Here is a 22142-nt window from a genome sequence, read left to right as displayed (position 1 = left end):
CGGCTGGATGTGCGCGGGGCGGGCTGGTGTGCCGCGCAGCGGCACAATCCAGCCCCTCCGGCGTTTGAGGAGCGGGGTCTGGGGCGGAGCCCCAGGGAACGGGCGAAGGGCGGGTAGGGGACTTCGGCCCCGCGCAGCGGCGTAGGGGCAGCCGGGGGATGCGGAAGGGCCCCCGGTCGCCTGGTGGCGGTCGGGGGCCCTTGCGTGCGCGTGTGGCCGGGTTACGGGGCCTGGGTGGCCCTCGCCTCGCGGCGGTTGTGGCGGAACGTGTTCGCGCGACGGGTCGTCGCGAACAGCGGGATGGTCGCCGCCAGAGCGATCTGCAGCGCGCAGCCGGTCTGGAGCAGCAGCCCGCCGCCCGGCGCGTCGAACGCCCACGCGGCCAGCAGCCCCATCGCCGCGACGATCCAGCTGAGCATCGCCACCGCGAGGACACCCCGCGGCTTGGGGTACTCGACCCGGCTCACCATCAGCCAGGCCACGCCGACGATCGCCAGCAGGGTCGGGATGAACGGCAGCTCCAGCAGCACGATCGAGACGACCGTGAGCGCGCCGAAGGGGCTCGGCATGCCCTGGAACATGCCGTCCTTCATCGTCACGCAGCTGAATCTCGCGAGGCGCAGCACGACCGCCAGCAGAACCACGATCGCCGCCAGCGCCGACATCTTCTGTACGGCGTCGTCGGCGACCATGCCGTAGACGAGCACGAAGTACGCAGGAGCCAGACCGAAGCTGATCAGGTCCGACAGGTTGTCCAGTTCAGCTCCCATCGGCGAGCTGCGCAGCTTGCGGGCCACGATGCCGTCGAAGAGGTCGAAGACCGCGGCGAGCAGCATCAGTATCACGGCCGTGGCCGCGCTGCTGCGGGCCATGCCCGACTCGCCGCTGCCGGTGAGGTGCGGAATGAGGATTCCGGTGGTGGTGAAGTACACCGCCATGAATCCGCACGTCGCGTTGCCGAGGGTGAGGGTGTCCGCTATCGACAGCCGCAGTGACAGCGGCATGTCGTCCTCGGCGGACTCCTCCTCGGAGCCCTCGGGCACCCAGCCGGACGCCGGGTTCGCCGGGGTCTCAGGTTCAGTCACGGTCAATTCGGGTCACCCCCGCGGTGGTGGCCTGTCCGACCTCGACCGCGACCTCGACGCCCTCGGGGAGGTAGATGTCGACGCGGGAGCCGAAGCGGATCAGACCGATGCGTTCGCCCTGCTCCACCTTGGTGCCGGCCGGCAGGTACGGGACGATGCGACGGGCGACGGCGCCGGCGATCTGCACCATCTCGATGTCGCCGAGTTCGGTGTCGAAGTGCCAGACGACGCGCTCGTTGTTCTCGCTCTCCTTGTTGAACGCCGGAACGAATCCACCGGGGACGTGCTCCACGGACGTCACCGTGCCCGCGAGGGGCGCCCGGTTGACGTGGACGTTCAGGGGGCTCATGAAGATCGCGACGCGGGTGCGCCCGTCCTTCCACGGCATGATGCTCTGCACCACACCGTCGGCGGGCGAGATGACCCGGCCCTGCGTGATCTCACGCTCGGGGTCGCGGAAGAACCACAGCATGCCCGCCGCGAGCGCGGTGGTGGGCACGGCCACTGCCGCCCAGCGTCCGGACTTGCGGGCCCGGACGAGGCTGACGGCGGCGGTGGCGACGGTCGGCAGAAGCCACGGCGATGCTCCGCGCGCGAGGCGTCCACCGAGGAGGCCGACGCGAGGTGCAGAGGTTTGGCTGTGGGGCATGGATGACCTTCGTAGCGGGTGATGCCGCGCCGCAAACGGGGGGACGGGACGGCGGCTTTACTGGAATGCTATCGGTTGCGCGCAACAACTGGGCAAGCCAGAAGCCGAGTCGATGACCGTGAGCCAGTGACTGCTAGTGACTCTTTCGCGGAAAACCACTGGATGATTTACCCCAAAAGGGACTTTCAGCCCTGGAGCCGGTACTCCTCGAGCAGGCGTCGCCCGATGATCATTTTCTGGATCTCGGCGGTACCTTCGCCGATGAGCAGCATGGGCGCCTCCCGGTAGAGACGCTCGATCTCGTACTCCTTCGAGAAGCCGTAGCCACCGTGGATACGGAACGCGTCCTCCACCACCTCCTTGCAGTACTCGGAGGCGAGGTACTTCGCCATCCCTGCTTCGAGGTCGTTTCGTTCCCCGGAGTCCTTTTTGCGTGCTGCATTGACCATCATCGCATGGGCGGCTTCGACCTTGGTAGCCATCTCGGCCAGCTTGAACTGGATCGCCTGGTGCTCGGCGATGGCCTTGCCGAAAGTGTGACGTTGCTGGGCATATGAGACACCGAGCTCGAATGCACGCTGCGCGACACCGCAACCACGGGCCGCCACGTTGACACGGCCGACCTCGACCCCGTCCATCATTTGGTAAAACCCTCGGCCGGTGGCCCCGCCCAGGACCCGATTGGCCGGAATGCGCAGTCCGTCCATGATGAGCTCGGTGGTGTCGACGCCCTTGTAGCCCATCTTGTCGATCTTGCCCGGGATGGTCAGGCCGGGCCGGACCTCGCCGAAGCCGGCCTCCTTCTCCACGAGGAAGGTCGTCATCGACTTGTGGGGCGCGGTGCCCTCCGGGTGTCCTTCGTCACTGCGCACCAGAACGGCCACCAGCGTGGACGTGCCGCCGTTCGTCAGCCACATCTTCTGGCCGTTCAGGACGTACTCGTCGCCGTCCTTCACCGCCTTGGAGGTGATGGCCGACACATCCGAGCCCAGCCCCGGCTCGGACATCGAGAACGCGCCGCGCACCTCGCCCAGCGCCATCCGCGGGAGGAAGTGCTCCCGCTGCTCCTGGGTGCCGTGCTGCTTGAGCATGTACGCCACGATGAAGTGCGTGTTGATGATGCCCGAGACGGACATCCAGCCGCGCGCGATCTCCTCGACGCACAGCGCGTAGGTGAGGAGCGACTCACCCAGGCCGCCGTACTCCTCCGGGATCATCAGGCCGAAGAGGCCGAGTTCCTTGAGGCCGTCGACGATCTGCTGCGGGTACTCGTCCCGGTGCTCCAGCTCGGTCGCGACCGGGATGATCTCCTTGTCGACGAACTCCCGGACGGTCTTGAGGATGTCCCTCTGGTCGTCCGTCAGGCCGGCGGTCTGGGCAAGTCGGCTCATGGTTCTACTTCCCCTGTTCCTTCAGCGTGGGGCGGCCGGGCTGCTCGCCGCCGCGCTCCTTGATGTACGTCTCGGTCGGGACCATCACCTTGCGCCGGAAGACGCAGACGAGGGTGCCGTCCTGCTTGTAGCCCTTGGTCTCCACGTAGACGATGCCGCGGTCGTTCTTCGACTTCGACGGGGTCTTGTCGAGGACGGTGGTCTCGCCGTAGATCGTGTCGCCGTGGAAGGTCGGTGCCACGTGCCGCAGCGACTCGATCTCCAGGTTGGCGATGGCCTTGCCGGAGACGTCCGGCACGGACATGCCCAGCAGCAGCGAGTAGATGTAGTTGCCCACGACGACGTTCTTGCCGAAGTCGGTCGTGTTCTCGGCGTAGTTGCTGTCCATGTGGAGCGGGTGGTGGTTCATGGTCAGCAGGCAGAAGAGGTGGTCGTCGTACTCGGTGACCGTCTTTCCGGGCCAGTGCTTGTAGACCGCGCCGATCTCGAACTCTTCGTAGGTGCGTCCGAACTGCATGCCGATCAGCCTTCCGGGATCTCGAACTTGGTGGTGCGCTGCATGCCGGCGGCGCGGCCCTTGCCCGAGATGACCAGCGCCATCTTGCGGCTGGCCTCGTCGATCATCTCGTCGCCGAGCATCGCCGAGCCCTTCTTGCCGCCGGCCTCGGAGGTGCACCAGTCGTACGCGTCGAGGATCAGCTCGGCGTGGTCGTAGTCCTCCTGCGAGGGGGAGAAGACCTCGTTGGCGGCGTCGACCTGGCCGGGGTGCAGCACCCACTTGCCGTCGAAGCCCAGGGCGGCCGCGCGCCCGGCGACCTCGCGGTAGCCGTCGACGTTCTTGATCTGGAGGAAGGGGCCGTCGATCGCCTGGAGGTCGTGCATGCGGGCCGCCATCAGGATCCGCATCAGGATGTAGTGGTAGGCGTCCGCACCGTAGCCGGGCGGCTGCATGCCCACGACCAGGGACTTCATGTTGATGGAGGCCATGAAGTCGGCCGGCCCGAAGATGATGGTCTCCAGTCGCGGCGAGGCGCCGGCGATCGCGTCGACGTTCACCAGGCCCTTGGCGTTCTCGATCTGCGCCTCGATGCCGATCTTGCCGACCTCGAAGCCCATCGTCTTCTCGATCTGCGTCAGGAGCAGGTCGAGCGCCACGACCTGCTGGGCGTCCTGGACCTTCGGCAGCATGATGCAGTCGAGGTTCTGGCCGGCGCCCTCGACGACCGTGATCACATCGCGGTACGTCCAGTGCGTGGTCCAGTCGTTGACGCGCACCACGCGGGTCTTGCCGGTCCAGTCGCCCTGGTTCAGCGCGTCCACGATCGTGTGGCGGGCGCCCTCCTTGGCGAGCGGGGCGCAGGCGTCCTCCAGGTCCAGGAAGACCTGGTCGGCCGGCAGGCCCTGGGCCTTCTCCAGGAACCGGGGGTTGGAACCCGGCACCGCGAGGCAGGAGCGGCGCGGCCGGAGCCGGTTGACCGGGGAAGAGGGCGTGGTCATGCGGGGACCTCCGTGCTTGCAAGGGTGTCAGTGGTGATGATCTCGTCGGCGTCGCCGAGCGGGTGGAGCTTGTTGGCCCGGCGGATCTCGTCGACGATACGTCCGATGATCTCCGTGATGCCGAAGTCCTTCGGGGTGAAGACCGCCGCCACCCCGGCCTCCTTGAGCGCCACGGCGTCGGCATTCGGAATGATGCCGCCGAGCACGACGGGGATGTCACCCGCCCCCGCCGCGCGCAGACGCTCCAGGACGTCGGGGACGAGCGCGCTGTGCGAGCCGGACAGGATGGACAGGCCCACGCAGTGCACGTCCTCGGCCAGGGCCGCCGAGGAGATCTCCTCGGGGGTCAGCCTGATCCCCTGGTAGACCACCTCGAAGCCGGCGTCGCGGGCCCGTACGGCGATCTGTTCGGCGCCGTTGGAGTGCCCGTCCAGGCCGGGCTTGCCGACCAGCAGGCGCAGCCGGCCGGAGCCCAGCTCGTCGGCCGTACGGGACACCTTCGCGCGGACGAGGGCCATGGGGGTCCCCTCCTCGGCGGTCACGGCCACCGGGGCCGATGAGACCCCGGTCGGCGCCCGGAACTCCCCGAACACCTCCCGCAGCGCGCCGGCCCACTCGCCGGTGGTGACACCGGCGCGGGCGCACTCCAGGGTGGCCTCCATCAGGTTCTCGTCCCCGGCGGCGGCCTCCTTGAGCCGGTCCAGGGCCTGCATGACCGTGGGGAAGACGAACGGGTCGCCGCCGCCCTGCCGGTCCGAGGACTCCTGGCGCTCGGCCTTCCAGCGGCCGATGCGCTCGACGGTCTGCGCCTCCAGGGCGCCGTCCACCGTCATGATGGCGCCGTCCAGGTCGGCGGTGAGCGGGTTCTCCTCGGTCTGCTGGAAGCAGTTGACGCCGACGATCTTGTCCTGGCCGTCCTCGATCCGGGCCCGCCGCGCGGCGTGCGAGGAGACCAGCTCGCCCTTGAGGTACCCGGACTCGACGGCCGCCATCGCGCCGCCCATCTCCTGGATCCGGTCGATCTCGGCCAGGCACTCGGCCACCAGGGAGTCGACCTTGGCCTCGATCACGTGCGAGCCGGCGAAGATGTCCTCGTACTCCAGCAGGTCGCTCTCGTGCGCCAGGACCTGCTGGATGCGCAGCGACCACTGCTGGTCCCAGGGCCGGGGCAGGCCCAGCGCCTCGTTCCAGGCCGGCAGCTGCACGGCGCGGGCGCGGGCGTCCTTGGAGAGGGTGACCGCGAGCATCTCCAGCACGATCCGCTGGACGTTGTTCTCGGGCTGCGCCTCGGTCAGGCCCAGGGAGTTGACCTGGACCCCGTACCGGAAGCGGCGCTGCTTGTCGTTCTCGATGCCGTAGCGCTCGCGGGTGACCTTGTCCCAGATGCGGCCGAAGGCGCGCATCTTGCACATCTCCTCGATGAAGCGGACGCCCGCGTTCACGAAGAAGGAGATCCGGGCGACGACCTCGCCGAACCGTTCCGGCGGGACCTGGCCCGAGTCGCGCACCGAGTCCAGGACCGCGATGGCCGTGGACATCGCGTACGAGATCTCCTGGACGGGAGTGGCCCCGGCCTCCTGCAGGTGGTAGCTGCAGATGTTGATCGGGTTCCACTTCGGGATGTGGTTGACCGTGTACGCGATCATGTCCGTCGTCAGGCGGAGCGAGGGCCCGGGCGGGAAGACGTGCGTCCCGCGCGAGAGGTACTCCTTGACGATGTCGTTCTGGGTGGTGCCCTGGAGCTGGGCGATGTCCGCGCCCTGCTCCTCGGCGGCCACCTGGTAGAGCGCCAGCAGCCACATGGCGGTGGCGTTGATCGTCATCGAGGTGTTCATCTGCTCCAGGGGGATGTCCTGGAACAGCCGCCGCATGTCGCCCAGGTGGGAGACCGGGACCCCGACCCGGCCGACCTCGCCGCGGGCGAGGATGTGGTCGGGGTCGTAGCCGGTCTGCGTCGGCAGGTCGAACGCGACCGACAGGCCGGTCTGGCCCTTGGCGAGGTTGCGGCGGTACAGCTCGTTGGACGCCTCGGCCGTGGAGTGGCCGGCGTACGTCCGCATGAGCCACGGACGGTCCTTCTGGCGCTCTGTCATCTCAGGCTGTCCCTTTGGCCTTTGAGGGGTCTCAGATGTTTCGGAAGCGGTTGATGGCGTCGAGGTGCGTGGCGCGCATCTCGTGGTCCCGCACGCCCAGGCCCTCTTCGGGGGCCAGGCAGAGCACGCCGACCTTGCCCTGGTGGAGGTTGCGGTGGACGTCGTAGGCCGCCTGGCCGGTCTCCTCGAGGGAGTAGACCCGCGACAGGGTGGGGTGGATCTTGCCCTTGGAGATCAGGCGGTTGGCCTCCCAGGCCTCGCGGTAGTTCGCGAAGTGCGAGCCGATGATCTTCTTCAGGGACATCCACAGGTAGCGGTTGTCGTACTCGTGCATGTAGCCCGAGGTCGAGGCGCAGGTGGTGATGGTGCCGCCCTTGCGGGTGACGTAGACGCTCGCGCCGAAGGTCTCGCGGCCCGGGTGCTCGAAGACGATGTCGATGTCCTCGCCGCCGGTGAGCTCGCGGATGCGCTTGCCGAAGCGCTTCCACTCCTTCGGGTCCTGGGTGTGCTCGTCCTTCCAGAACTTGTAGCCCTCGGCGTTGCGGTCGATGACCGCCGTCGCGCCCATGGCCCGGCAGATGTCGGCCTTCTCCGGGGAGGAGACCACGCAGATCGGGTTGGCGCCGCCGGCCAGCGCGAACTGGGTGGCGTACGAGCCGAGGCCGCCGCTCGCGCCCCAGATCAGGACGTTGTCGCCCTGCTTCATGCCGGCGCCGTTGCGGGAGACCAGCTGGCGGTAGGCGGTGGAGTTGACCAGGCCGGGGGAGGCGGCCTCCTCCCAGCTGAGGTGGTCCGGCTTGGGCATCAGCTGGTTCGACTTGACCAGGGCGATCTCCGCCAGGCCGCCGAAGTTGGTCTCGAAGCCCCAGATGCGCTGCTCGGGGTCGAGCATCGTGTCGTTGTGGCCGTCCGAGGACTCCAGCTCGACCGACAGGCAGTGCGCGACGACCTCGTCGCCCGGCTTCCAGGCGTTGACGCCGGGGCCGGTGCGCAGGACGACGCCCGCGAGGTCGGAGCCGATGACGTGGTACGGCAGGTCGTGGCGCTTGGTGAGCTCAGAGAGGCGCCCGTAGCGCTCCAGGAAGCTGAAGGTGGAGACCGGCTCGAAGATCGAGGTCCACACGGAGTTGTAGTTGACCGAGGAGGCCATGACGGCGACCAGGGCCTCGCCCGGGCCCAGCTCGGGGAGCGGGACCTCGTCGAGGTGCAGGGACTTGCGGGGGTCCTTCTCGCGGGTGGTGAGCCCGGCGAACATCTCCGCCTCGTCCTTGTGCACGGTGATCGCGCGGTACGAGTCGGGGAGCTGCAGGGCCGCGAAGTCGGCGGCCGTCGCGGCCTGGGACTGGATCGCGTCCAGGATGTCCTTCACGGTATTGCCTCCGGCCGTGCGCTGATGAGGGTGCGCTGAGGGAAACGGGGTGCGTTGAGCTGCGGTGCGGCGAAGCGGGGGGTGGGGCGATGTGCGTGGAGCGATGCGTGTGGAGCGATGTGTGTGGGGCGCCGTCGATTCGGCTGGGGTGGTGCTGCGCGGTGCCTGTGGTGGGGCGGTGCGGGGGCCTGGTGACGCAGGCATCCGGGGCGCGTTCCGTGCCGAGTGGGCTGGGCCGCGGGGACATCCGGACGAGATTCAACGTATGGCACCCCGTGTCACTCAGCAAGGCACCGCGTGCCAAAACTTTCTCTCATTTGCCGATTGACCTGCACGGATGAGCGATGATCGATCAGAGTTACCCGCGAGTAGGGGCAACTCGGACAAACGCAAGCGGCCGCCCCCGGAACGGGAGCGGCCGCTGTGACATGTGTCGCCCGGAGGTGTCCGGGCGACTCGCCTACTTGTTTCTGAGCGCCTCTTCGATGGTCCGCATGACCTCGTCCAGCGGGGCGTCCGTACGGGCCACCGCCACCAGTACCTCGCCCTGCGTGCGCACCGCGGCCGGCGCGGCGGCGGGCTCCGGCGCGGGCGCCGAGCTGAGCGTGCGCCCCGCGCCGATCCCCGAACCGAAGGTCTTGCGCACGATCGAGAAGGCGTGGTCGAGCTGCGCCTCCACGTCGCCCTGCCCGCCCGCCCGCAGCCAGCGCCGCAGCACGTGGTTGTGGGCCGTGACCACCGCCGAGGCGGCCACCTCCGCCAGCAGCGGGTCGTCGTTGCCGTCGTGGTGGTCGGTCTCGTCGAAATGGGCCAGCAGGTAGCGGGTGAACAGCCGCTCGTAGCGGGCGACCGAGGCGATCTCCCGCTCCCGCAGCGCCGGCACCTCGCGGGTGAGCCGGTAGCGCTCCACCGACACCGCCGGCGAGGCGGCGTACATCTTCATGACTTCCTTGATCCCGCGGCACACCGTGTCGAGCGGGTGCTCGTGCGCCGGGGCCACGTCGAGGACGGCCTCGGCGCGGGTCAGGGTGTCGTCGTGGTCCGGGAAGATCGCCTCTTCCTTGGACCGGAAGTGCCGGAAGAAGGTCCGCCGCGCCACCCCGGCCACCGAGGCGATCTCGTCGACCGTCGTGGCCTCGTACCCCTTGTTCGCGAAGAGCTCCATGGCGGCCGCCGCGAGCTCGCGGCGCATCTTGAGCCGCTGCGCGGCCGCCTTGGTGCCGGCCGGGGTCTCCGGGACGTCGGAGACCGCGGAGGCGCGGGGTGAGGTCTTGGCGGGCTGGGACATAGAGCGAAAGTACTTCATTCCCGCGGGAGAGCGCTCCCGAGGGGGGCGGGAGGGGAAGGGATGCGGGGGAGGGCCGGCACTGGGCACACAGTGCTCCTCGGGAGGGTGTGTCCGCCGTGAGGGTCCGGCGGACCCGAGCAGCCCTCCCCACGCATCCTGCTCTGGGGGCTCCTGCGCCTGCCGCCGGTTACCGGCGGGGGGCGTACTCACGGAATCCGCGGCCGGTCTTCCGGCCCAGGCAGCCCGCCGCGACCAGGTGCTCCAGCAGCGGGGACGGGGCCAGGCCCGGGTCGCGGAACTCCTTGTGCAGGACCTGCTCGATGGCCAGCGACACGTCCAGGCCGACCACGTCGAGGAGCTCGAAGGGCCCCATCGGGTAGCCGCCGCCCAGCTTCATCGCCGCGTCGATGTCGTCGATCCCCGCGTAGTGCTGCTCGACCATCTTGATCGCGTTGTTGAGGTACGGGAACAGCAGCGCGTTCACGATGAAGCCGGCCCGGTCCCCGCAGTCCACCGCGTGCTTGCGCACCTGACCGCAGACCCCGCGGACCGTCGCGTGCACGTCGTCGGCGGTCAGGACGGTCCGGACCACCTCGACGAGCTTCATCGCCGGGGCCGGGTTGAAGAAGTGCATGCCGATCACGTCCTCGGGCCGCGAGGTCGCGCGGGCGATCGCGATCACCGGGAGCGAGGAGGTGGTGGTGGCGAGCACCGCACCGGGCTTGCAGACCTTGTCCAGCGCCCGGAACAGCTCCTGCTTCACCTCCAGGTCCTCGGCGACGGCCTCCACGGCCAGGTCCACCTCGGCGAAGGCCTCCAGCGAGCCCGCCGCGGTGATCCGGCCCACCGTGGCGGCGGCGGCCTCCGCCGTCAGCCGGCCCCGGTCCACGGCGCGGGACAGGGACTTGCCGATCGCGGCCTTCGCCGCATCCGCCTTCTCCTGGCTGCGGGCCGCCAGCACCACGGGGAAGCCGGCCTGCGCGAAGACCTGCGCGATCCCGCTCGCCATCGTGCCCGAACCGGCCACGCCGACCGAGTTCACCGGACGGCTCGCCCGGACCAGGTCCCCGTCCGGCGGGGTCTGCAGGTCACGGACGACGACCTGGCTGCCCGGAGCCTCGTACGTGTAGAACCCGCGCCCGGACTTCTGCCCGGTCAGGCCCGCCTCGGCGAGGTGCCCCAGGATCGGGGCCGGGGCGTGCAGCCGGTCGCCCGAGGCCGTGTACATGGCCTCCAGGACCGTGCGGGCCGTGTCCACGCCGATCAGGTCGAGCAGTGCGAGCGGCCCCATCGGCAGGCCGCAGCCCAGCTTCATCGCCGCGTCGATGTCCTCGCGGGAGGCGTACTTCGCCTCGTACATGGCGGCGGCCTGGTTCAGGTAGCCGAAGAGCAGGCCGTCGGCGACGAAGCCCGGGCGGTCGCCGACCGCGACGGGCTCCTTGCCGAGCTCGCGGGCCAGCGCGGTGACCGCCTCGACGGCCGGCGGGGCCGTCAGCACGCTGGAGACGACCTCGACCAGCTTCATCGCCGGAACCGGGTTGAAGAAGTGCAGGCCGACCACCCGCTCCGGACGCTGGGACTCGGCGGCCATCCGCGTCACCGACAGGGCGTTCGTGCCGGTGGCGAGGATCGCGGTGGGCCGGACGATCGCGTCGAGCTCGCGGAAGATCCGCTGCTTGAGCTCGTAGGACTCGGGGACCACCTCGATGACGAGGTCGGCCTCGGCGGCGGCGTCCAGCTCGGAGAAGGTGCGGAAGCGGGCGAGCACCGCCTCGCGCTCCTGCTCGGTGAGCTGCTCCTTGCCGACGGAGCGGGCGGTGGACGCCGCGAGGGCCGTGGTGGCCCGGCGGGCGGCGGCCTCGCTCACGTCGATGCCGATGACCTCGCGGCCGGCCCGGGCGAGAACCTCGGCGATGCCGGAGCCCATCGTGCCGAGACCGACGACGGCGATGGTCTGCAGGGCGGGGAGGGAGGGGGACGACTGACTGGACGTGGACGGAAGGTCCATCGCGGGACTCCAGTGGAAGAGGGTGACGACTGAGGGGGCGCACGGGGCGCACGGCGCGCGGATGCCGTACGGAGAAGTCGTGCGGAGAAGCCCGGGGGCGTCCCGGGGATTCCGGAGAACCCCGGAGGGAGGCGGCCCTGAGGGCGGAAACGGCGGAACCCTGTCCCGGGGTCACGCCGTGAGTGGTGTGGTGCAGAACCGGCTGGTGCGGGGAGGCTGCGTCACCAGGCCGTCCCCGTACGTGTGGTAGGGACAGTAGCCGGTGGCCAACTGGTCCGCCAGAGCGCGCAGATGTGACCTGTACCGCCCAAATGTACCGATCATCGATCATCGATCAACCGGCTGTCGGGGAACCCGGCGCGTCGGCCGTCGCGGCCCCCTAGGGTGGCCGGGTGAACGACGTGTTGGAGCGCCTGCGGGCCGAAGCCGCGCAGGCACCGGAGTACGAGGCGCAGTACGAGGCCCTGCTCGCGGCGGACCCGGACGCCCTGGCGGCCTCGCTGACCTCCGCCGGACTGCCGCTGTGGGCCCGCGAGCTGGCCGCGTACCGGCTGGGGCTGGCCGGAGACAGCCGGGCCTTCGAATCCCTGGTCCTGCTGCTCAACCACCGCGACCCGCCGCGCTGCGAGGCGGCCGCGCAGGCGCTGGCCGTCCTCGGGGACCCGCGCACCGCCCGCGCGGCGGCGGCGCTGGCCACGAACGAACTGCGCACGGCCTACGCCCTGCACCCGGTCCGGCTGCTGGCGGCGCTGCACGCCCCGGAGTCGGCCCCCGCGCTGATCCGCACCCTGTCGCGGCTGCTCGCGCCGCACGACCCGTACTGGCGGGTGGCCCTGGCCTGTGTGGAGGGGCTGGGCGCGCTGGCGGACGAGCGGGCCCGTGAGGTCCTGACCCGGGCCCAGTCGCACCCCAGGCTGGCGGTGGCGGCGACGACGGCCCTGCGGGGGCTCGGCGCCTAGGCCGTCAGCCGGGGGTGCGACCGGGGTCAGCGGGCGAAGCCGGCCTTGAAGCCGGTGCCGAAGCCGGCTGCGGCGCCGGTGCGGAAACCGGTCCCGGTGTCGGGCTCGGTTCCGGCCGGCTCCGGGACGATCGCGAAGGCCTCCACCTCCATGAGCAGTTCGGGCCGGAACAGCGCCGCCACCTGGACCGCCGAGGAGGCGGGGAGGCGGTCCGGGGCGAACACCTCGTCGCGGGCGGCGCGTACCGCCGGCAGGTCGGTGATGTCCGTGACGAAGTACGTCAGCTTCACCACGTCGTCGAAGGTCGCCCCCGCCGCGGCGAGGCACCGGCCCACGTTCTCGAAGACCTGCCGGGCCTGGGCGGTGGCGTCGCCTTCACCGACCACCTCGCCCTTCTCGTCGAAGGCGCACTGTCCGGAGACGGCGACGAACCGTCCGGTGCCCCAGACCACGTGGTTGTAGCCGGTGCCGGGGGCGACGCCCTGCGGAGCGGAGATGCGGGTGAGGTGGTTGTCCTGTGAAGTAGCCATGGGCCTGATCCTGCCCGCTGCGGGCCCGCACACCTATCCCGCCGGCCCCTCCCGGCTACCCCCGGAAGCCGAGCAGCCCGTGCAGTGCCGCACCGCCCGCGGACGGCGGGACCGCCCGGGTCGCCGGGACGGGGGTGGGGGCCGGCTGGGCGGGGCAGACGGCGTCCGCGGCCTTGCCCGTCAGCAGGTACGAAGCCAGCTTCTCGTCGAGGCACTTGTTGCCGCTCAGGGCGATGCCGTGGTTGCCGCCGCCCTCCTCGACCACCAGCGCCGAGCCCGCGAGCTTGCGCCGCATGCTCACCGCGCCCTCGTACGGGGTCGCCGCGTCCTCGGTCGCCTGGAAGAGCAGCGCCTGCGGGAGCGCCGCGTTGGTGACGTCCGGTGCCTCGAGCGGCTCGCCCGGCCAGAAGGCGCAGGGAGCGTTGTACCAGGCGTTGTTCCAGGTCATGAAGGGCGCCTTGGCGTGCGTGCGCCACATGTCGGCCCGCCACTGGTTCCAGTTCCGCGGCCAGGCCGAGTCCCGGCACTGCACGGCGGTGTAGACGCTGTAGCTGTTGCCCGCCGAGGGCTCCACCGCGCCGAACTTCTCGTACGCGGCGACCAGCGGCTTCGGGTCGCCCTCCACGGAGTACGCGGCGAAGGCCGTCGCGAGGTGGGGCCAGTAGCCGTTGAAGTAGCCGCCCGGCATGAAGGTGTCCTCCAGCTCCGCCGGGCCCACCTTGGCGCCCGCCGGGGCCGTGCGCAGCGCGGTGCGCATCTCGTACCAGCGGGCCTCGACCTCGGCCGGGTCGGTGCCGAGGTGGTAGGAGGAGTCGTACCGGGCCACCCAGGCCATGAAGGCCTTGTGGCGGGAGTCGAAGGCCTGGTCCTGGGCGAGGTTGTCCTCGTACCAGACCCCGGCCGGGTCGACGACGGAGTCCAGGACCAGGCGGTGCACGCGGTCGGGGTGGAGCTTGGCGTACACCGCGCCCAGGTAGGTGCCGTAGGAGTACCCGAAGTAGCTCAGCTTGTCCGCGCGCAGCGCGGTGCGCAGCACTTCGAGGTCGCGGGCCGCCGACACGGTGCCGATGTACGGGAGGACGTCGGCGTGCTTGGTCTGGCAGGACTCGGCGAAGGACTTGACCCGCTCCAGGTTGGCCCGCTCGGTCTCCTCGTCCAGCGGTACGGAGTCGGGCCGTACGGGGGTGAAGTGGCCCGCGCCGCAGTCCAGGGCGGGCTCGCTCTTGCCGACGCCGCGGGGGTCGAAGCCGATCACGTCGTACTGGGCCGCGACCTCCTTGGGCAGGGCGGAGGCGATGAACCCGGCCAGGGTCCGGCCGCTGCCGCCGGGCCCGCCGGGGTTGACCAGCAGCGGACCCTGGGAACGGGCGGCCGTGTGGGGGACCCGGGTCAGGGCGAGGGAGATCTGCCGGCCGGCCGGGCTGTCGTGGTCGAGGGGGACCTTGAGGGAGGCGCACTGGAGCGTCGGGTAGCGGGAGGTCGCGCAGTTGGACCACTTCAGCGTCTCGGCTGCCGGGGCGGCCGCTGCCGGGGCCGCGGCCGTGACGGGGCTCGCCAGGGCGGCGGCGATGGTGGACACCGCGAGCAGGACGGCGGCGCGCCGCAGGGCGGGACCGGGCTTGCTCTTCTTCGTCGGGTGCAGCATCGGGTGAAGCATGGGGCCTCCCAGCCGAGGGTTCTGGGCGGAATCGTCCCGGAACCTGCGCCCGGAAGGGGGGATTGGGGCCCCGATTGGCCCGATGTGATGACCCTTCAGTCGGTCGTACGGTCGTACGGGCGCTCAGAGCAGGCTGAGCTGGGTCGGCCCCGGCGCGGTCGCGGGCCCGTCCGGCCGCTCCGGTACGACGATCCGCCGGGCCGGTCCGCGGCCGCCTGGGCCGATGCCGAATTCGGCGGCGAGCTCGTGGACTTGGCGGGTGATCATCCGCTGGTACCAGGTGGGGGCGTACGAGCCGCCCGCGTACATCCGCTCGTACCGGGCGACCAGATGGGGGTGGTGCTCGCCCAGCCAGGCCGTGAACCACTCGCGCGCGCCGGGGCGCAGATGGAGTACCAGGGGTGTCACGGAGGTGGCGCCCGAACCGGCGACGGCCCGGACGGTGGCCCGCAGCTGCTCGGGGGAGTCGCCGAGGAAGGGGATCACCGGGGCCATCAGCACCCCGCACTCGATGCCGGCATCGGTGAGCGTGCGGACGGCCTGCAGCCGGGCGGCGGGGGAGGGGGTGCCGGGTTCGACCGTGCGCCACAGGGCGGTGTCGGTGAAGCCGACGGAGACGGAGATCCCGACGTCGGCGACGGCGGCGGCCTCCTGGATGAGGGGGAGGTCGCGGAGGATGAGCGTGCCCTTGGTCAGGATCGAGAAGGGGTTGGCCCGCTCCCGCAGCGCCTCGATGATCCCGGCCATGAGGCGGTAGCGGCCCTCGGCGCGCTGGTAGCAGTCGACGTTGGTGCCCATCGCGATGTGCGCGCCGGTCCAGCGGGGCGAGGCGAGCTCGCGGCGCACCAGCTCGGGGGCGTTGGTCTTGACGACGATCTGGGAGTCGAAGCCGATGCCCGTGTCGAGGTCGAGGTAGCCGTGCGTCTTGCGGGCGAAGCAGTACACGCAGGCGTGACTGCACCCCCGGTAGGGGTTCACCGTCCACTCGAACGGCATCCGGGAGGCGCCGGGGACCCGGTTGACGATCGACCGGGCCCGGACCTCGTGGAAGGTGATCCCGCGGAATTCGGGGGTGTCGAAAGTCCGGGTCACGACGGAGTCCGCCCCGAAGAGCGCGGCCGGACCCGTCGGGCCCGCGGTCAGGTTGTCCCAGCGCATGGTGCGCCTCCCTCGGTAGCTCGCCCCCGAGAATAGAACAAACGTTCCCATGATCGTGCGGGGCGGCCTCCGTCGGAGCCGCGGCCGGGCCGGGGAAGTCGACATCCGGGACACCCCCCGCATCTGCGTGCGCTGCCGCCCGCGACCCGGATTTGGGCGCCCGCCCCGGAGGTGGTTGGCTTCGCGGTGACGAGCGAACACAACTGCTGGAGGAACGCCATGGCGCAGGTCGAGGCCACCACGGAACGCATCATCGGGGCGGACGCGGAGACCGTGTTCGACGCGCTGGCCGACTACACCGGGACCCGGGGCAAGCTGCTGCCCGAGCACTTCAGCGAGTACGAGGTGCGCGAGGGCGGCGACGGCGAGGGCACCCTCGTCCACTGGAAGCTCCAGGCGACGAGCAAGCGGGTCCGCGACTGCCTGCTGGAGGTCACCGAGCCCACCGACGGCCAGCTCGTGGAGAAGGACCGCAACTCCTCCATGGTCACCACCTGGACGGTCACCCCCGCGGGCGAGGGCAAGTCCAAGGCCGTCGTCACCACCGTGTGGAACGGCGCGGGCGGCATCGGCGGCTTCTTCGAGCGCACCTTCGCGCCCAAGGGCCTGGCCCGGATCTACGACACCCTCCTCGCCAACCTGGCCGCCGAAGTCAAGGGCTGAGCAAGGCCGTTGCCGGTGAGGCCAGGGACCCGGCCTCACCGGATCGGGTGAAATGAGCCGGCCCGGGGCCGCGCCCGCGCCCCGGCGCGCCCAAGGCGCGGCCCCGGGGTCCCGCGAGGCCGGAAGGCTAGGGTGGGGCCCTGAGCGCTACCGACCGCCAGGGGGCCCGATGAAGATCCTCATCTCCGCCGACATGGAAGGCGCCACCGGCGTCACCTGGCCCGCCGACGTGCTGCCCGGCACCCCGCAGTGGGAACGCTGCCGGACCCTGTTCACCTCCGACGTGAACGCCGCCGTCCTCGGGTTCTACGACGCCGGGGCGGACCAGGTCCTCGTCAACGAGGCCCACTGGACCATGCGCAACCTGCTGCTGGAGAAGCTCGACGCCCGCGTCGAGATGCTGACCGGCCGCCACAAGTCCCTCTCCATGGTCGAGGGGGTCCAGCACGGCGACGTCGACGGCATCGCCTTCCTCGGCTACCACACGGGAGCCGGCGCCGAGGGCGTGCTCGCCCACACCTACCTCGCCAACTCCATCACCGGGGTCTGGGTCAACGGCACCCGCGCCAGCGAGGGCCTGCTCAACGCGCACGTGGTCGCCGAGTACGGAGTCCCGGTCGTCCTCGTCACCGGAGACGACCTGACCTGCGCCGACGCCGCCGGCTACGCCCCCGGCGCGGTGACGGTCGCCGTCAAGGACCACGTCTCGCGCTACGCCGCCGTCTGCCGCACCCCGGCCCGTACGGCCGCCGACATCCGGGCCGCCGCCAAGGAGGCCGCGGCCCTCGCCGTCCGGTACGAACCGGTGCGCGGGGGACCGTTCGCGGTGGAGGTGGAGTTCGACGCCGAGCACCTGGCGATGGCGGCCACCGTGGTGCCCGGGGTCGAACGGGCGGGTGAGCGTAGGGTCGGCTACACCAGCGGGACGATGTACGAGGGGATCCGGACCTTCAAGGCGGTCACCACGATCGTCTCGGCAGCGGTGGAGGAACAGTATGGCTGACATGTCCGAGCCGGAGACCGCGGCGCTCGACAGCGCTCGTGTCCACGGCACTCCCGGCCCCGGCGCTCCCGGCCCCGGCGCTCCCGGCCCCGGCGCCCTCGGCGCACCCGCCGGCAGCGCACCCGCCGACGGCACGCCCGTGGACCGGGTGGCGCTCGACGAGGCCGTCGAGTTCACCTCCGGCCTGATCCGCATCGACACCACCAACCGCGGCGGCGGCGACTGCCGGGAACGCCCGGCCGCCGAGTACGTCGCCGAGCGGCTCGCGGACATCGGGCTGGAGCCCGCGCTGCTGGAGCGGACCCCGGGGCGCACCAACGTGGTGGCCCGGATCGCGGGCACCGACCCCACCGCCCCCGCCCTCCTGGTCCACGGCCACCTCGACGTGGTCCCCGCCGAGGCCGCCGACTGGAGCGTGGACCCCTTCTCGGGCGAGGTCCGCGACGGGGTGGTCTGGGGCCGCGGCGCCGTCGACATGAAGAACATGGACGCGATGGTGCTGGCCGTCGTACGGGCCTGGGCGCGGGCGGGTGTGCGGCCCCGCCGGGACATCGTGATCGCCTACACCGCCGACGAGGAGGACAGCGCGATCGACGGCTCGGGCTTCCTCGCCGACCACCACCCCGAGCTCTTCGAAGGCTGCACGGAGGGCATCAGCGAGTCCGGCGCCTTCACCGTGCACGCCGGGCCCGGTCAGGCCCTCTACCCGATCGCCGCCGGTGAACGCGGCACCGCCTGGCTGAAGCTCACCGCGACCGGCACCGCCGGGCACGGCTCCAAGCCCAACCGGGCCAACGCGGTCAGCCGGCTCGCCGCCGCCGTCGCGCGCATCGGCGAGCACGACTGGCCGGTCCGGCTCACCGACACGGTCGCCGCCTGCATCACCGAACTCGCCGCCCTCCAGGGGATGCCGGTCGATCCGCGGGCCCCCGGATTCCAGCTCGACCAGATCCTCAACAAGCTCGGCCCGGCCGGCGCCCTCGTCGAGGCGACCGTCCGCAACAGCGCCAACCCGACCATGCTCAGCGCCGGTTACAAGCTCAACGTCATCCCCGGCACCGCCACCGCCTACGTGGACGGCCGGATGCTGCCCGGCGGCGAGGCCGAGTTCATCGCCACCCTCGACGAGCTCACCGGCCCCGACGTGCACTGGGAGTTCCACCACCGGGAAGTGGCCCTCGAAGCCCCCGTGGACGGGCGGACGTACGGGATCCTGCGCGAGTCCGTCGAGGCCTTCGATCCCGAGGGCCATGTGGTGCCCTTCTGCATGGCGGGCGGCACCGACGCCAAGCAGTTCTCCCGGCTCGGCATCACCGGCTACGGCTTCTCCCCGCTCAAGCTGCCGCCCGGCTTCGACTACTGGTCCCTCTTCCACGGAGTCGACGAGCGGGTGCCCGTCGACGCCCTGCACTTCGGGGTCCGCGTCCTCGACCGAGCCATGCGCGCGCTGTGATGCCCTCGCGCGGCGACGGGACCGCCCCCTACGGCAGTTGGCCCTCGCCGATCGGCGCCGCGCTCGCCGCCTCCCTCGACGGGAGGCCGGAGTACGTCGGCGCGGTCGGGTCCGAGGTGTGGTGGACGGTGCCCCGGCCGGCCGAAGGCGGCCGCCGCGCCCTGGTCCGCAGACCCGCGGACGGCGGGCCCGCCGTCTGTGCGCTGCCCGCGCCGTGGAACGTGCGCAGCCGGGTCACCGAGTACGGCGGACTGCCCTGGGTGGGCACCGAACGCCCCCTGGGCGGACCGCTGGTGGTGTTCGTCCACTTCCCCGATCAGCGGCTGTACGCGTACGAGCCGGACGCGCCCGGCAGCCCCGCGCCGCGGGCCCTGACCCCCGTCTCGGCGGTCGGCGGCGGGCTGCGCTGGGCCGACCCGGTGCTGCGCGAGGGTGAAGTCTGGTGCGTGCTGGAGGAGTTCACCGGGACCGCGCCGACCGATGTGCGCCGGGTGCTGGCCGCCGTACCGCTGGACGGCTCGGCTGCGGAAGACCGTTCCCTGGTAAGGGAGTTGACCGACGACCGGTACCGGTTCACCACCGGGCCCCGGCTCTCCCCCGACGGGCGGCAGGCGGCCTGGCTGGTGTGGGACCACCCCCGGATGCCGTGGGACGGCACCGAGCTCAGGCTCGCCGAGGTCACCGCGGACGGCCGCCTCGCGGAGCCCCGTACCGTGCTCGGCGGACCCGAGGAGGCCGTCGCCCAGGCCGAGTGGACCACCGGCGGACACCTCCTCGCGGTGAGCGACCGGGGCGGCTGGTGGAACCCGTACCGGGTGGACCGTGAGACGGGCGAGGCTGTCAACCTGTGCCCCCGGGAAGAGGAGTTCGGCGGACCGCTGTGGAAGCCCGGACTGCGCTGGATCGCGGCGCTCCCCGACGGGCTCGTCGCCGTCCTGCACGGCCGGGGCTCCTCGGTGCTCGGCGTGCTCGACCCGGAGAGCGGGGACCTGGTCGACGCGGCCGGTCCGTGGACGGCCTGGCAGCCCACGCTCGCCGTCACCGGCGGCCGGGTCTACGGGGTCGCCGCCAGCCCGCGCAGCGGGTACGAGGTGGTGGAGCTGGACACGGCCACCGGCCACGCCCGGGTCGTGGGCGGCCGGACCTCCGGCGGAACGGGACCGGACGGTGGAACGGGGCGGGACGGCGCACCGGTACCGGACGGCGGAACGGGACCGGACGGCGGAACGGTACCGGGCGGCGCACCTGTACCGGCCGACCGGGAGGACCCCGCGTACTACCCGGAGCCGCAGAGCCGGACCTTCTTCGGCCGGGGCGGCCGGGAGATCCACGCCCACGTCTACCCGCCGCACCACCCCCTGCTGCGCGCCCGGGCCGACGAACTGCCCCCGTACGTGGTGTGGGCGCACGGCGGCCCCACCGACCACGTACCGCCCGTGCTCGACCTGCACATCGCCTACTTCACCTCGCGCGGTATCGGCGTAGTCGAGGTCAACTACGGAGGCTCCACGGGCTACGGGCGCGCCTACCGGGAACGGCTGCGCGAACAGTGGGGCGTCGTCGACGTCGAGGACTGCGCCGCCGTGGCGCGGTCCCTGGCCGCGGAGGGCACCGCCGACCCGGACCGGCTCGCGATCCGGGGCGGCAGCGCGGGCGGCTGGACGGCCGCGGCCTCGCTGGCCGCCACCGACCTGTACGCGTGCGCGGCGATCATCTACCCGGTCCTGGACCTGACCGGTTTCGCCGCCGAGACCCACGACCTGGAGTCCCGCTACGTCGACGGCCTCGCCGGCCCCCCGCAGACCCTGGCCCTGCTCAGCCGCGAGCGCTCCCCGGTGGCCCGCGCCGAGGAGATCACCGCGCCCTTCGTCCTGCTCCAGGGCCTGGACGACCCGGTCTGCCCGCCCGCACAGGCGGAGCGGCTGCTGGCCGCGATGCGCGGGCGCGGGGTGCCCCACGCCTACGTGGCCTTCGAGGGCGAGGGCCACGGCTTCCGGCGCGCGGACACGATGGTCCGGGCCCTGGAGGCGGAGCTGTCGCTGTACGCGCAGGTGTTCGGGTTCGAGCGGCCGGACATCCCCCGTTTGGCCCTGTCCGACTGAGTCCCCGGGACGCCGCGGCCGGACGATGGGAGCATGAGCTCTCCCACGTCCAAGAGCCGCGGCAAGGGTCGCGGGCAGATCACCCCGGGCCGCGCGGGCATCGCAGCGCTCGCGTTGCTCACCCTGGTGTTCATCTTCGAGAACACCCGCCCCACCAAGATCCGGCTGCTGATCCCCCAGGTGACGATGCCGCTCTACGTCGCCCTGCTGATCGCCGCCGTGCTCGGCGGGCTGTGCGGCGCGTACCTCGCCCGACGGCGCAAGTAGCCGGACCGGTACGGGTACCGGCCGCTCCCGCCCCGGCCCGGCGGTCAGCCCGGGTGGATCCAGACGCGCAGCGGGCCGATGGCGGTGAAGCCGTGGCGCAGCGCCGTGTCGAGGTCGTCCCCCGACTCGTAGCCGACGAGCGCGAGGCCCGGCCAGAGCGAGGCGGTCAGGGTCAGCGCCCCCGTCCAGGCCTCGTCGTCCGGGGTGCCGTCGGCGCTGAACACGTTGGATATGCCGACCACTTCGCCGGTGCGGTTGACGGCGGCCCCGGCGAGGATCCGGCCCTCGGTGTCCCGCCCCGCGAGGAAGGCGATCTCCCCGGCGCCTTCCGCGGCGGTGCCTGCCGTGCCCTCGGTGCCTTCCGCCGCCCCGTCGAGCAGCCCCGGGTGGAACAGTCCGGTGCTCTCCTCGCCGTCCCAGGCGGTCTCCCACGCCTCCAGCTCCGCGGGGCCGGAGATCCGGCTCCACTCCAGGGCCGGGGCGGCGCCGGGAGCGGAGGCCGGGCGGTGGATCCACTGCGCGCCGAACAGCACCTCGAAGCCGGCCGGAGCCAGGTCGAGCGCGGCGAAGCTGTCCTTGACGGAGGCGTGCGGCGCACCGGTGTCGATCCCGGCGAGCAGGGCGGCCGCATCGGTGTCCCGGGTGAGGGTCACGGCGTCCGGGTAGTAGAGCGGGGTCCGCCGCGGGCTGCTCCAGGCCTGGGCGGTGAAGCTGCCGCCGCGGCTGACCGCGGCGCACCACGCGGCGTTGTTGTACGCGGCCGCGCGGAGCAGCTCTTCGAGCTCTTCGGTGTTCGGGGTGATGATCACCTCGGGATCCTGCCACACCCCCTAGGGGGTGTCTTGTCGATCAGGCCGGGCTCGCGGGGCCTGGCACCGCGCCTCGCCGCGTTGTCGTCACTCGCCGACGCTCCGCGTCGACTCCCTCCTCCGCCTTGCGATCCACGGCACCAGACCCCGCTCCCTGACCC

19 protein-coding genes are annotated in these 22142 nt (G+C 71.6%); 6 read left to right on the top strand and 13 right to left on the bottom strand.

From position 1 onward, the window contains the following. Window positions 1-221: 221 nt before the first annotated feature. The 9 genes from pssA to ACIA8F_RS38410 form a co-directional block, all read right to left on the bottom strand. Window positions 222-1004: a CDP-diacylglycerol--serine O-phosphatidyltransferase gene (gene pssA, locus ACIA8F_RS38450; RefSeq protein ID WP_267756791.1), complete on the bottom strand. Its 783-nt coding sequence runs from the start codon at window positions 1002-1004 to the stop codon at window positions 222-224. Between the two features lie 73 nt (window positions 1005-1077). After that, window positions 1078-1734 carry a phosphatidylserine decarboxylase gene (locus tag ACIA8F_RS38445; RefSeq protein WP_266885018.1) on the bottom strand — a complete coding sequence of 219 codons (657 nt, stop codon included), beginning with the start codon at window positions 1732-1734 and terminating at the stop codon, window positions 1078-1080. 185 nt (window positions 1735-1919) lie between these two features. Next, window positions 1920-3125, bottom strand: coding sequence for an acyl-CoA dehydrogenase family protein (locus tag ACIA8F_RS38440; RefSeq protein ID WP_399385696.1), 1206 nt, complete (start codon window positions 3123-3125; stop codon window positions 1920-1922). Window positions 3126-3129: 4 nt separating this feature from the next. Then, window positions 3130-3642 carry a MaoC family dehydratase gene (locus tag ACIA8F_RS38435; RefSeq protein ID WP_053681718.1) on the bottom strand — a complete coding sequence of 171 codons (513 nt, stop codon included), beginning with the start codon at window positions 3640-3642 and terminating at the stop codon, window positions 3130-3132. 5 nt (window positions 3643-3647) lie between these two features. Next, window positions 3648-4622 carry an HpcH/HpaI aldolase/citrate lyase family protein gene (locus ACIA8F_RS38430; RefSeq protein WP_399385695.1) on the bottom strand — a complete coding sequence of 325 codons (975 nt, stop codon included), beginning with the start codon at window positions 4620-4622 and terminating at the stop codon, window positions 3648-3650. Further along, window positions 4619-6715, bottom strand: coding sequence for a protein meaA (locus ACIA8F_RS38425; RefSeq protein WP_399385694.1), 2097 nt, complete (start codon window positions 6713-6715; stop codon window positions 4619-4621). The genes ACIA8F_RS38430 and ACIA8F_RS38425 overlap by 4 nt, the downstream gene beginning before the upstream one ends. A 31-nt stretch (window positions 6716-6746) precedes the next feature. After that, a complete protein-coding gene (gene ccrA, locus ACIA8F_RS38420; RefSeq protein ID WP_383951638.1) occupies window positions 6747-8084 on the bottom strand; it encodes a crotonyl-CoA carboxylase/reductase in 1338 nt (445 codons plus the stop codon). A gap of 460 nt (window positions 8085-8544) precedes the next feature. After that, the gene (locus ACIA8F_RS38415) at window positions 8545-9372 is read right to left on the bottom strand and encodes a TetR family transcriptional regulator (RefSeq protein WP_399385693.1); all 828 of its coding nucleotides are present in this window, start codon (window positions 9370-9372) and stop codon (window positions 8545-8547) included. Window positions 9373-9559: 187 nt separating this feature from the next. Beyond that, the gene (locus tag ACIA8F_RS38410; RefSeq protein WP_399385692.1) at window positions 9560-11380 is read right to left on the bottom strand and encodes a 3-hydroxyacyl-CoA dehydrogenase family protein; all 1821 of its coding nucleotides are present in this window, start codon (window positions 11378-11380) and stop codon (window positions 9560-9562) included. A gap of 392 nt (window positions 11381-11772) precedes the next feature. On the opposite strand from ACIA8F_RS38410, the gene ACIA8F_RS38405 reads away from it, so the two are divergent. Continuing rightward, window positions 11773-12339 carry a HEAT repeat domain-containing protein gene (locus tag ACIA8F_RS38405; protein WP_399385691.1) on the top strand — a complete coding sequence of 189 codons (567 nt, stop codon included), beginning with the start codon at window positions 11773-11775 and terminating at the stop codon, window positions 12337-12339. Between the two features lie 26 nt (window positions 12340-12365). Here the strand turns inward: ACIA8F_RS38405 and ACIA8F_RS38400 are convergent, their stop codons facing one another. From ACIA8F_RS38400 to ACIA8F_RS38390, 3 genes are all read right to left on the bottom strand, one after another. Next, window positions 12366-12869: a RidA family protein gene (locus tag ACIA8F_RS38400; protein WP_399385690.1), complete on the bottom strand. Its 504-nt coding sequence runs from the start codon at window positions 12867-12869 to the stop codon at window positions 12366-12368. 55 nt (window positions 12870-12924) lie between these two features. Beyond that, window positions 12925-14514, bottom strand: a complete 1590-nt coding sequence (locus ACIA8F_RS38395) for an alpha/beta hydrolase (protein ID WP_399385689.1) — start codon at window positions 14512-14514, stop codon at window positions 12925-12927. 135 nt (window positions 14515-14649) lie between these two features. After that, a complete protein-coding gene (locus tag ACIA8F_RS38390) occupies window positions 14650-15684 on the bottom strand; it encodes an Rv2578c family radical SAM protein (RefSeq protein WP_399385688.1) in 1035 nt (344 codons plus the stop codon). A 219-nt stretch (window positions 15685-15903) separates the two neighbouring features. Between ACIA8F_RS38390 and ACIA8F_RS38385 the strand changes: the two genes are divergently transcribed. The 5 genes from ACIA8F_RS38385 (at window position 15904) to ACIA8F_RS38365 (ending at window position 21172) form a co-directional block, all read left to right on the top strand. Continuing rightward, window positions 15904-16347 carry an SRPBCC family protein gene (locus ACIA8F_RS38385; protein ID WP_399385687.1) on the top strand — a complete coding sequence of 148 codons (444 nt, stop codon included), beginning with the start codon at window positions 15904-15906 and terminating at the stop codon, window positions 16345-16347. 169 nt (window positions 16348-16516) lie between these two features. After that, window positions 16517-17350, top strand: coding sequence for a M55 family metallopeptidase (locus ACIA8F_RS38380; protein ID WP_399385686.1), 834 nt, complete (start codon window positions 16517-16519; stop codon window positions 17348-17350). Further along, entirely contained in the window at window positions 17343-18803 is a 1461-nt protein-coding gene (locus ACIA8F_RS38375; protein WP_399385685.1) for a M20/M25/M40 family metallo-hydrolase, read from the top strand. The genes ACIA8F_RS38380 and ACIA8F_RS38375 overlap by 8 nt, the downstream gene beginning before the upstream one ends. Then, window positions 18803-20905: a prolyl oligopeptidase family serine peptidase gene (locus ACIA8F_RS38370; RefSeq protein WP_399385697.1), complete on the top strand. Its 2103-nt coding sequence runs from the start codon at window positions 18803-18805 to the stop codon at window positions 20903-20905. The genes ACIA8F_RS38375 and ACIA8F_RS38370 overlap by 1 nt, the downstream gene beginning before the upstream one ends. A gap of 33 nt (window positions 20906-20938) precedes the next feature. Continuing rightward, window positions 20939-21172 carry a DUF1049 domain-containing protein gene (locus ACIA8F_RS38365; protein WP_399385684.1) on the top strand — a complete coding sequence of 78 codons (234 nt, stop codon included), beginning with the start codon at window positions 20939-20941 and terminating at the stop codon, window positions 21170-21172. A 44-nt stretch (window positions 21173-21216) separates the two neighbouring features. Here the strand turns inward: ACIA8F_RS38365 and ACIA8F_RS38360 are convergent, their stop codons facing one another. Further along, a complete protein-coding gene (locus ACIA8F_RS38360; RefSeq protein ID WP_399385683.1) occupies window positions 21217-21981 on the bottom strand; it encodes a hypothetical protein in 765 nt (254 codons plus the stop codon). Window positions 21982-22142: the final 161 nt, after the last annotated feature.

It is taken from the genome of Streptomyces sp. NPDC051563 (assembly GCF_044454225.1).
Lineage (GTDB): Bacteria > Actinomycetota > Actinomycetes > Streptomycetales > Streptomycetaceae > Streptomyces.
Note: the sequence above shows the minus strand (reverse complement) of the source record. Positions and strands in the feature narration are given on the sequence as shown.

What these genes read in the sequence shown, in the direction of transcription:
- pssA (WP_267756791.1), bottom strand. Translation starts at nt 1,004, where the DNA reads ATGCCGCTGTCACTGCGGCTGTCGATAGCGGACACCCTCACCCTCGGC.
- ACIA8F_RS38445 (WP_266885018.1), bottom strand. Translation starts at nt 1,734, where the DNA reads ATGCCCCACAGCCAAACCTCTGCACCTCGCGTCGGCCTCCTCGGTGGA.
- ACIA8F_RS38440 (WP_399385696.1), bottom strand. Translation starts at nt 3,125, where the DNA reads ATGAGCCGACTTGCCCAGACCGCCGGCCTGACGGACGACCAGAGGGAC.
- ACIA8F_RS38435 (WP_053681718.1), bottom strand. Translation starts at nt 3,642, where the DNA reads ATGCAGTTCGGACGCACCTACGAAGAGTTCGAGATCGGCGCGGTCTAC.
- ACIA8F_RS38430 (WP_399385695.1), bottom strand. Translation starts at nt 4,622, where the DNA reads ATGACCACGCCCTCTTCCCCGGTCAACCGGCTCCGGCCGCGCCGCTCC.
- ACIA8F_RS38425 (WP_399385694.1), bottom strand. Translation starts at nt 6,715, where the DNA reads ATGACAGAGCGCCAGAAGGACCGTCCGTGGCTCATGCGGACGTACGCC.
- ACIA8F_RS38415 (WP_399385693.1), bottom strand. Translation starts at nt 9,372, where the DNA reads ATGTCCCAGCCCGCCAAGACCTCACCCCGCGCCTCCGCGGTCTCCGAC.
- ACIA8F_RS38410 (WP_399385692.1), bottom strand. Translation starts at nt 11,380, where the DNA reads ATGGACCTTCCGTCCACGTCCAGTCAGTCGTCCCCCTCCCTCCCCGCC.
- ACIA8F_RS38400 (WP_399385690.1), bottom strand. Translation starts at nt 12,869, where the DNA reads ATGGCTACTTCACAGGACAACCACCTCACCCGCATCTCCGCTCCGCAG.
- ACIA8F_RS38395 (WP_399385689.1), bottom strand. Translation starts at nt 14,514, where the DNA reads ATGCTGCACCCGACGAAGAAGAGCAAGCCCGGTCCCGCCCTGCGGCGC.
- ACIA8F_RS38390 (WP_399385688.1), bottom strand. Translation starts at nt 15,684, where the DNA reads ATGCGCTGGGACAACCTGACCGCGGGCCCGACGGGTCCGGCCGCGCTC.
- ACIA8F_RS38385 (WP_399385687.1), top strand. Translation starts at nt 15,904, where the DNA reads ATGGCGCAGGTCGAGGCCACCACGGAACGCATCATCGGGGCGGACGCG.
- ACIA8F_RS38380 (WP_399385686.1), top strand. Translation starts at nt 16,517, where the DNA reads ATGAAGATCCTCATCTCCGCCGACATGGAAGGCGCCACCGGCGTCACC.
- ACIA8F_RS38375 (WP_399385685.1), top strand. Translation starts at nt 17,343, where the DNA reads ATGGCTGACATGTCCGAGCCGGAGACCGCGGCGCTCGACAGCGCTCGT.
- ACIA8F_RS38370 (WP_399385697.1), top strand. Translation starts at nt 18,803, where the DNA reads ATGCCCTCGCGCGGCGACGGGACCGCCCCCTACGGCAGTTGGCCCTCG.
- ACIA8F_RS38365 (WP_399385684.1), top strand. Translation starts at nt 20,939, where the DNA reads ATGAGCTCTCCCACGTCCAAGAGCCGCGGCAAGGGTCGCGGGCAGATC.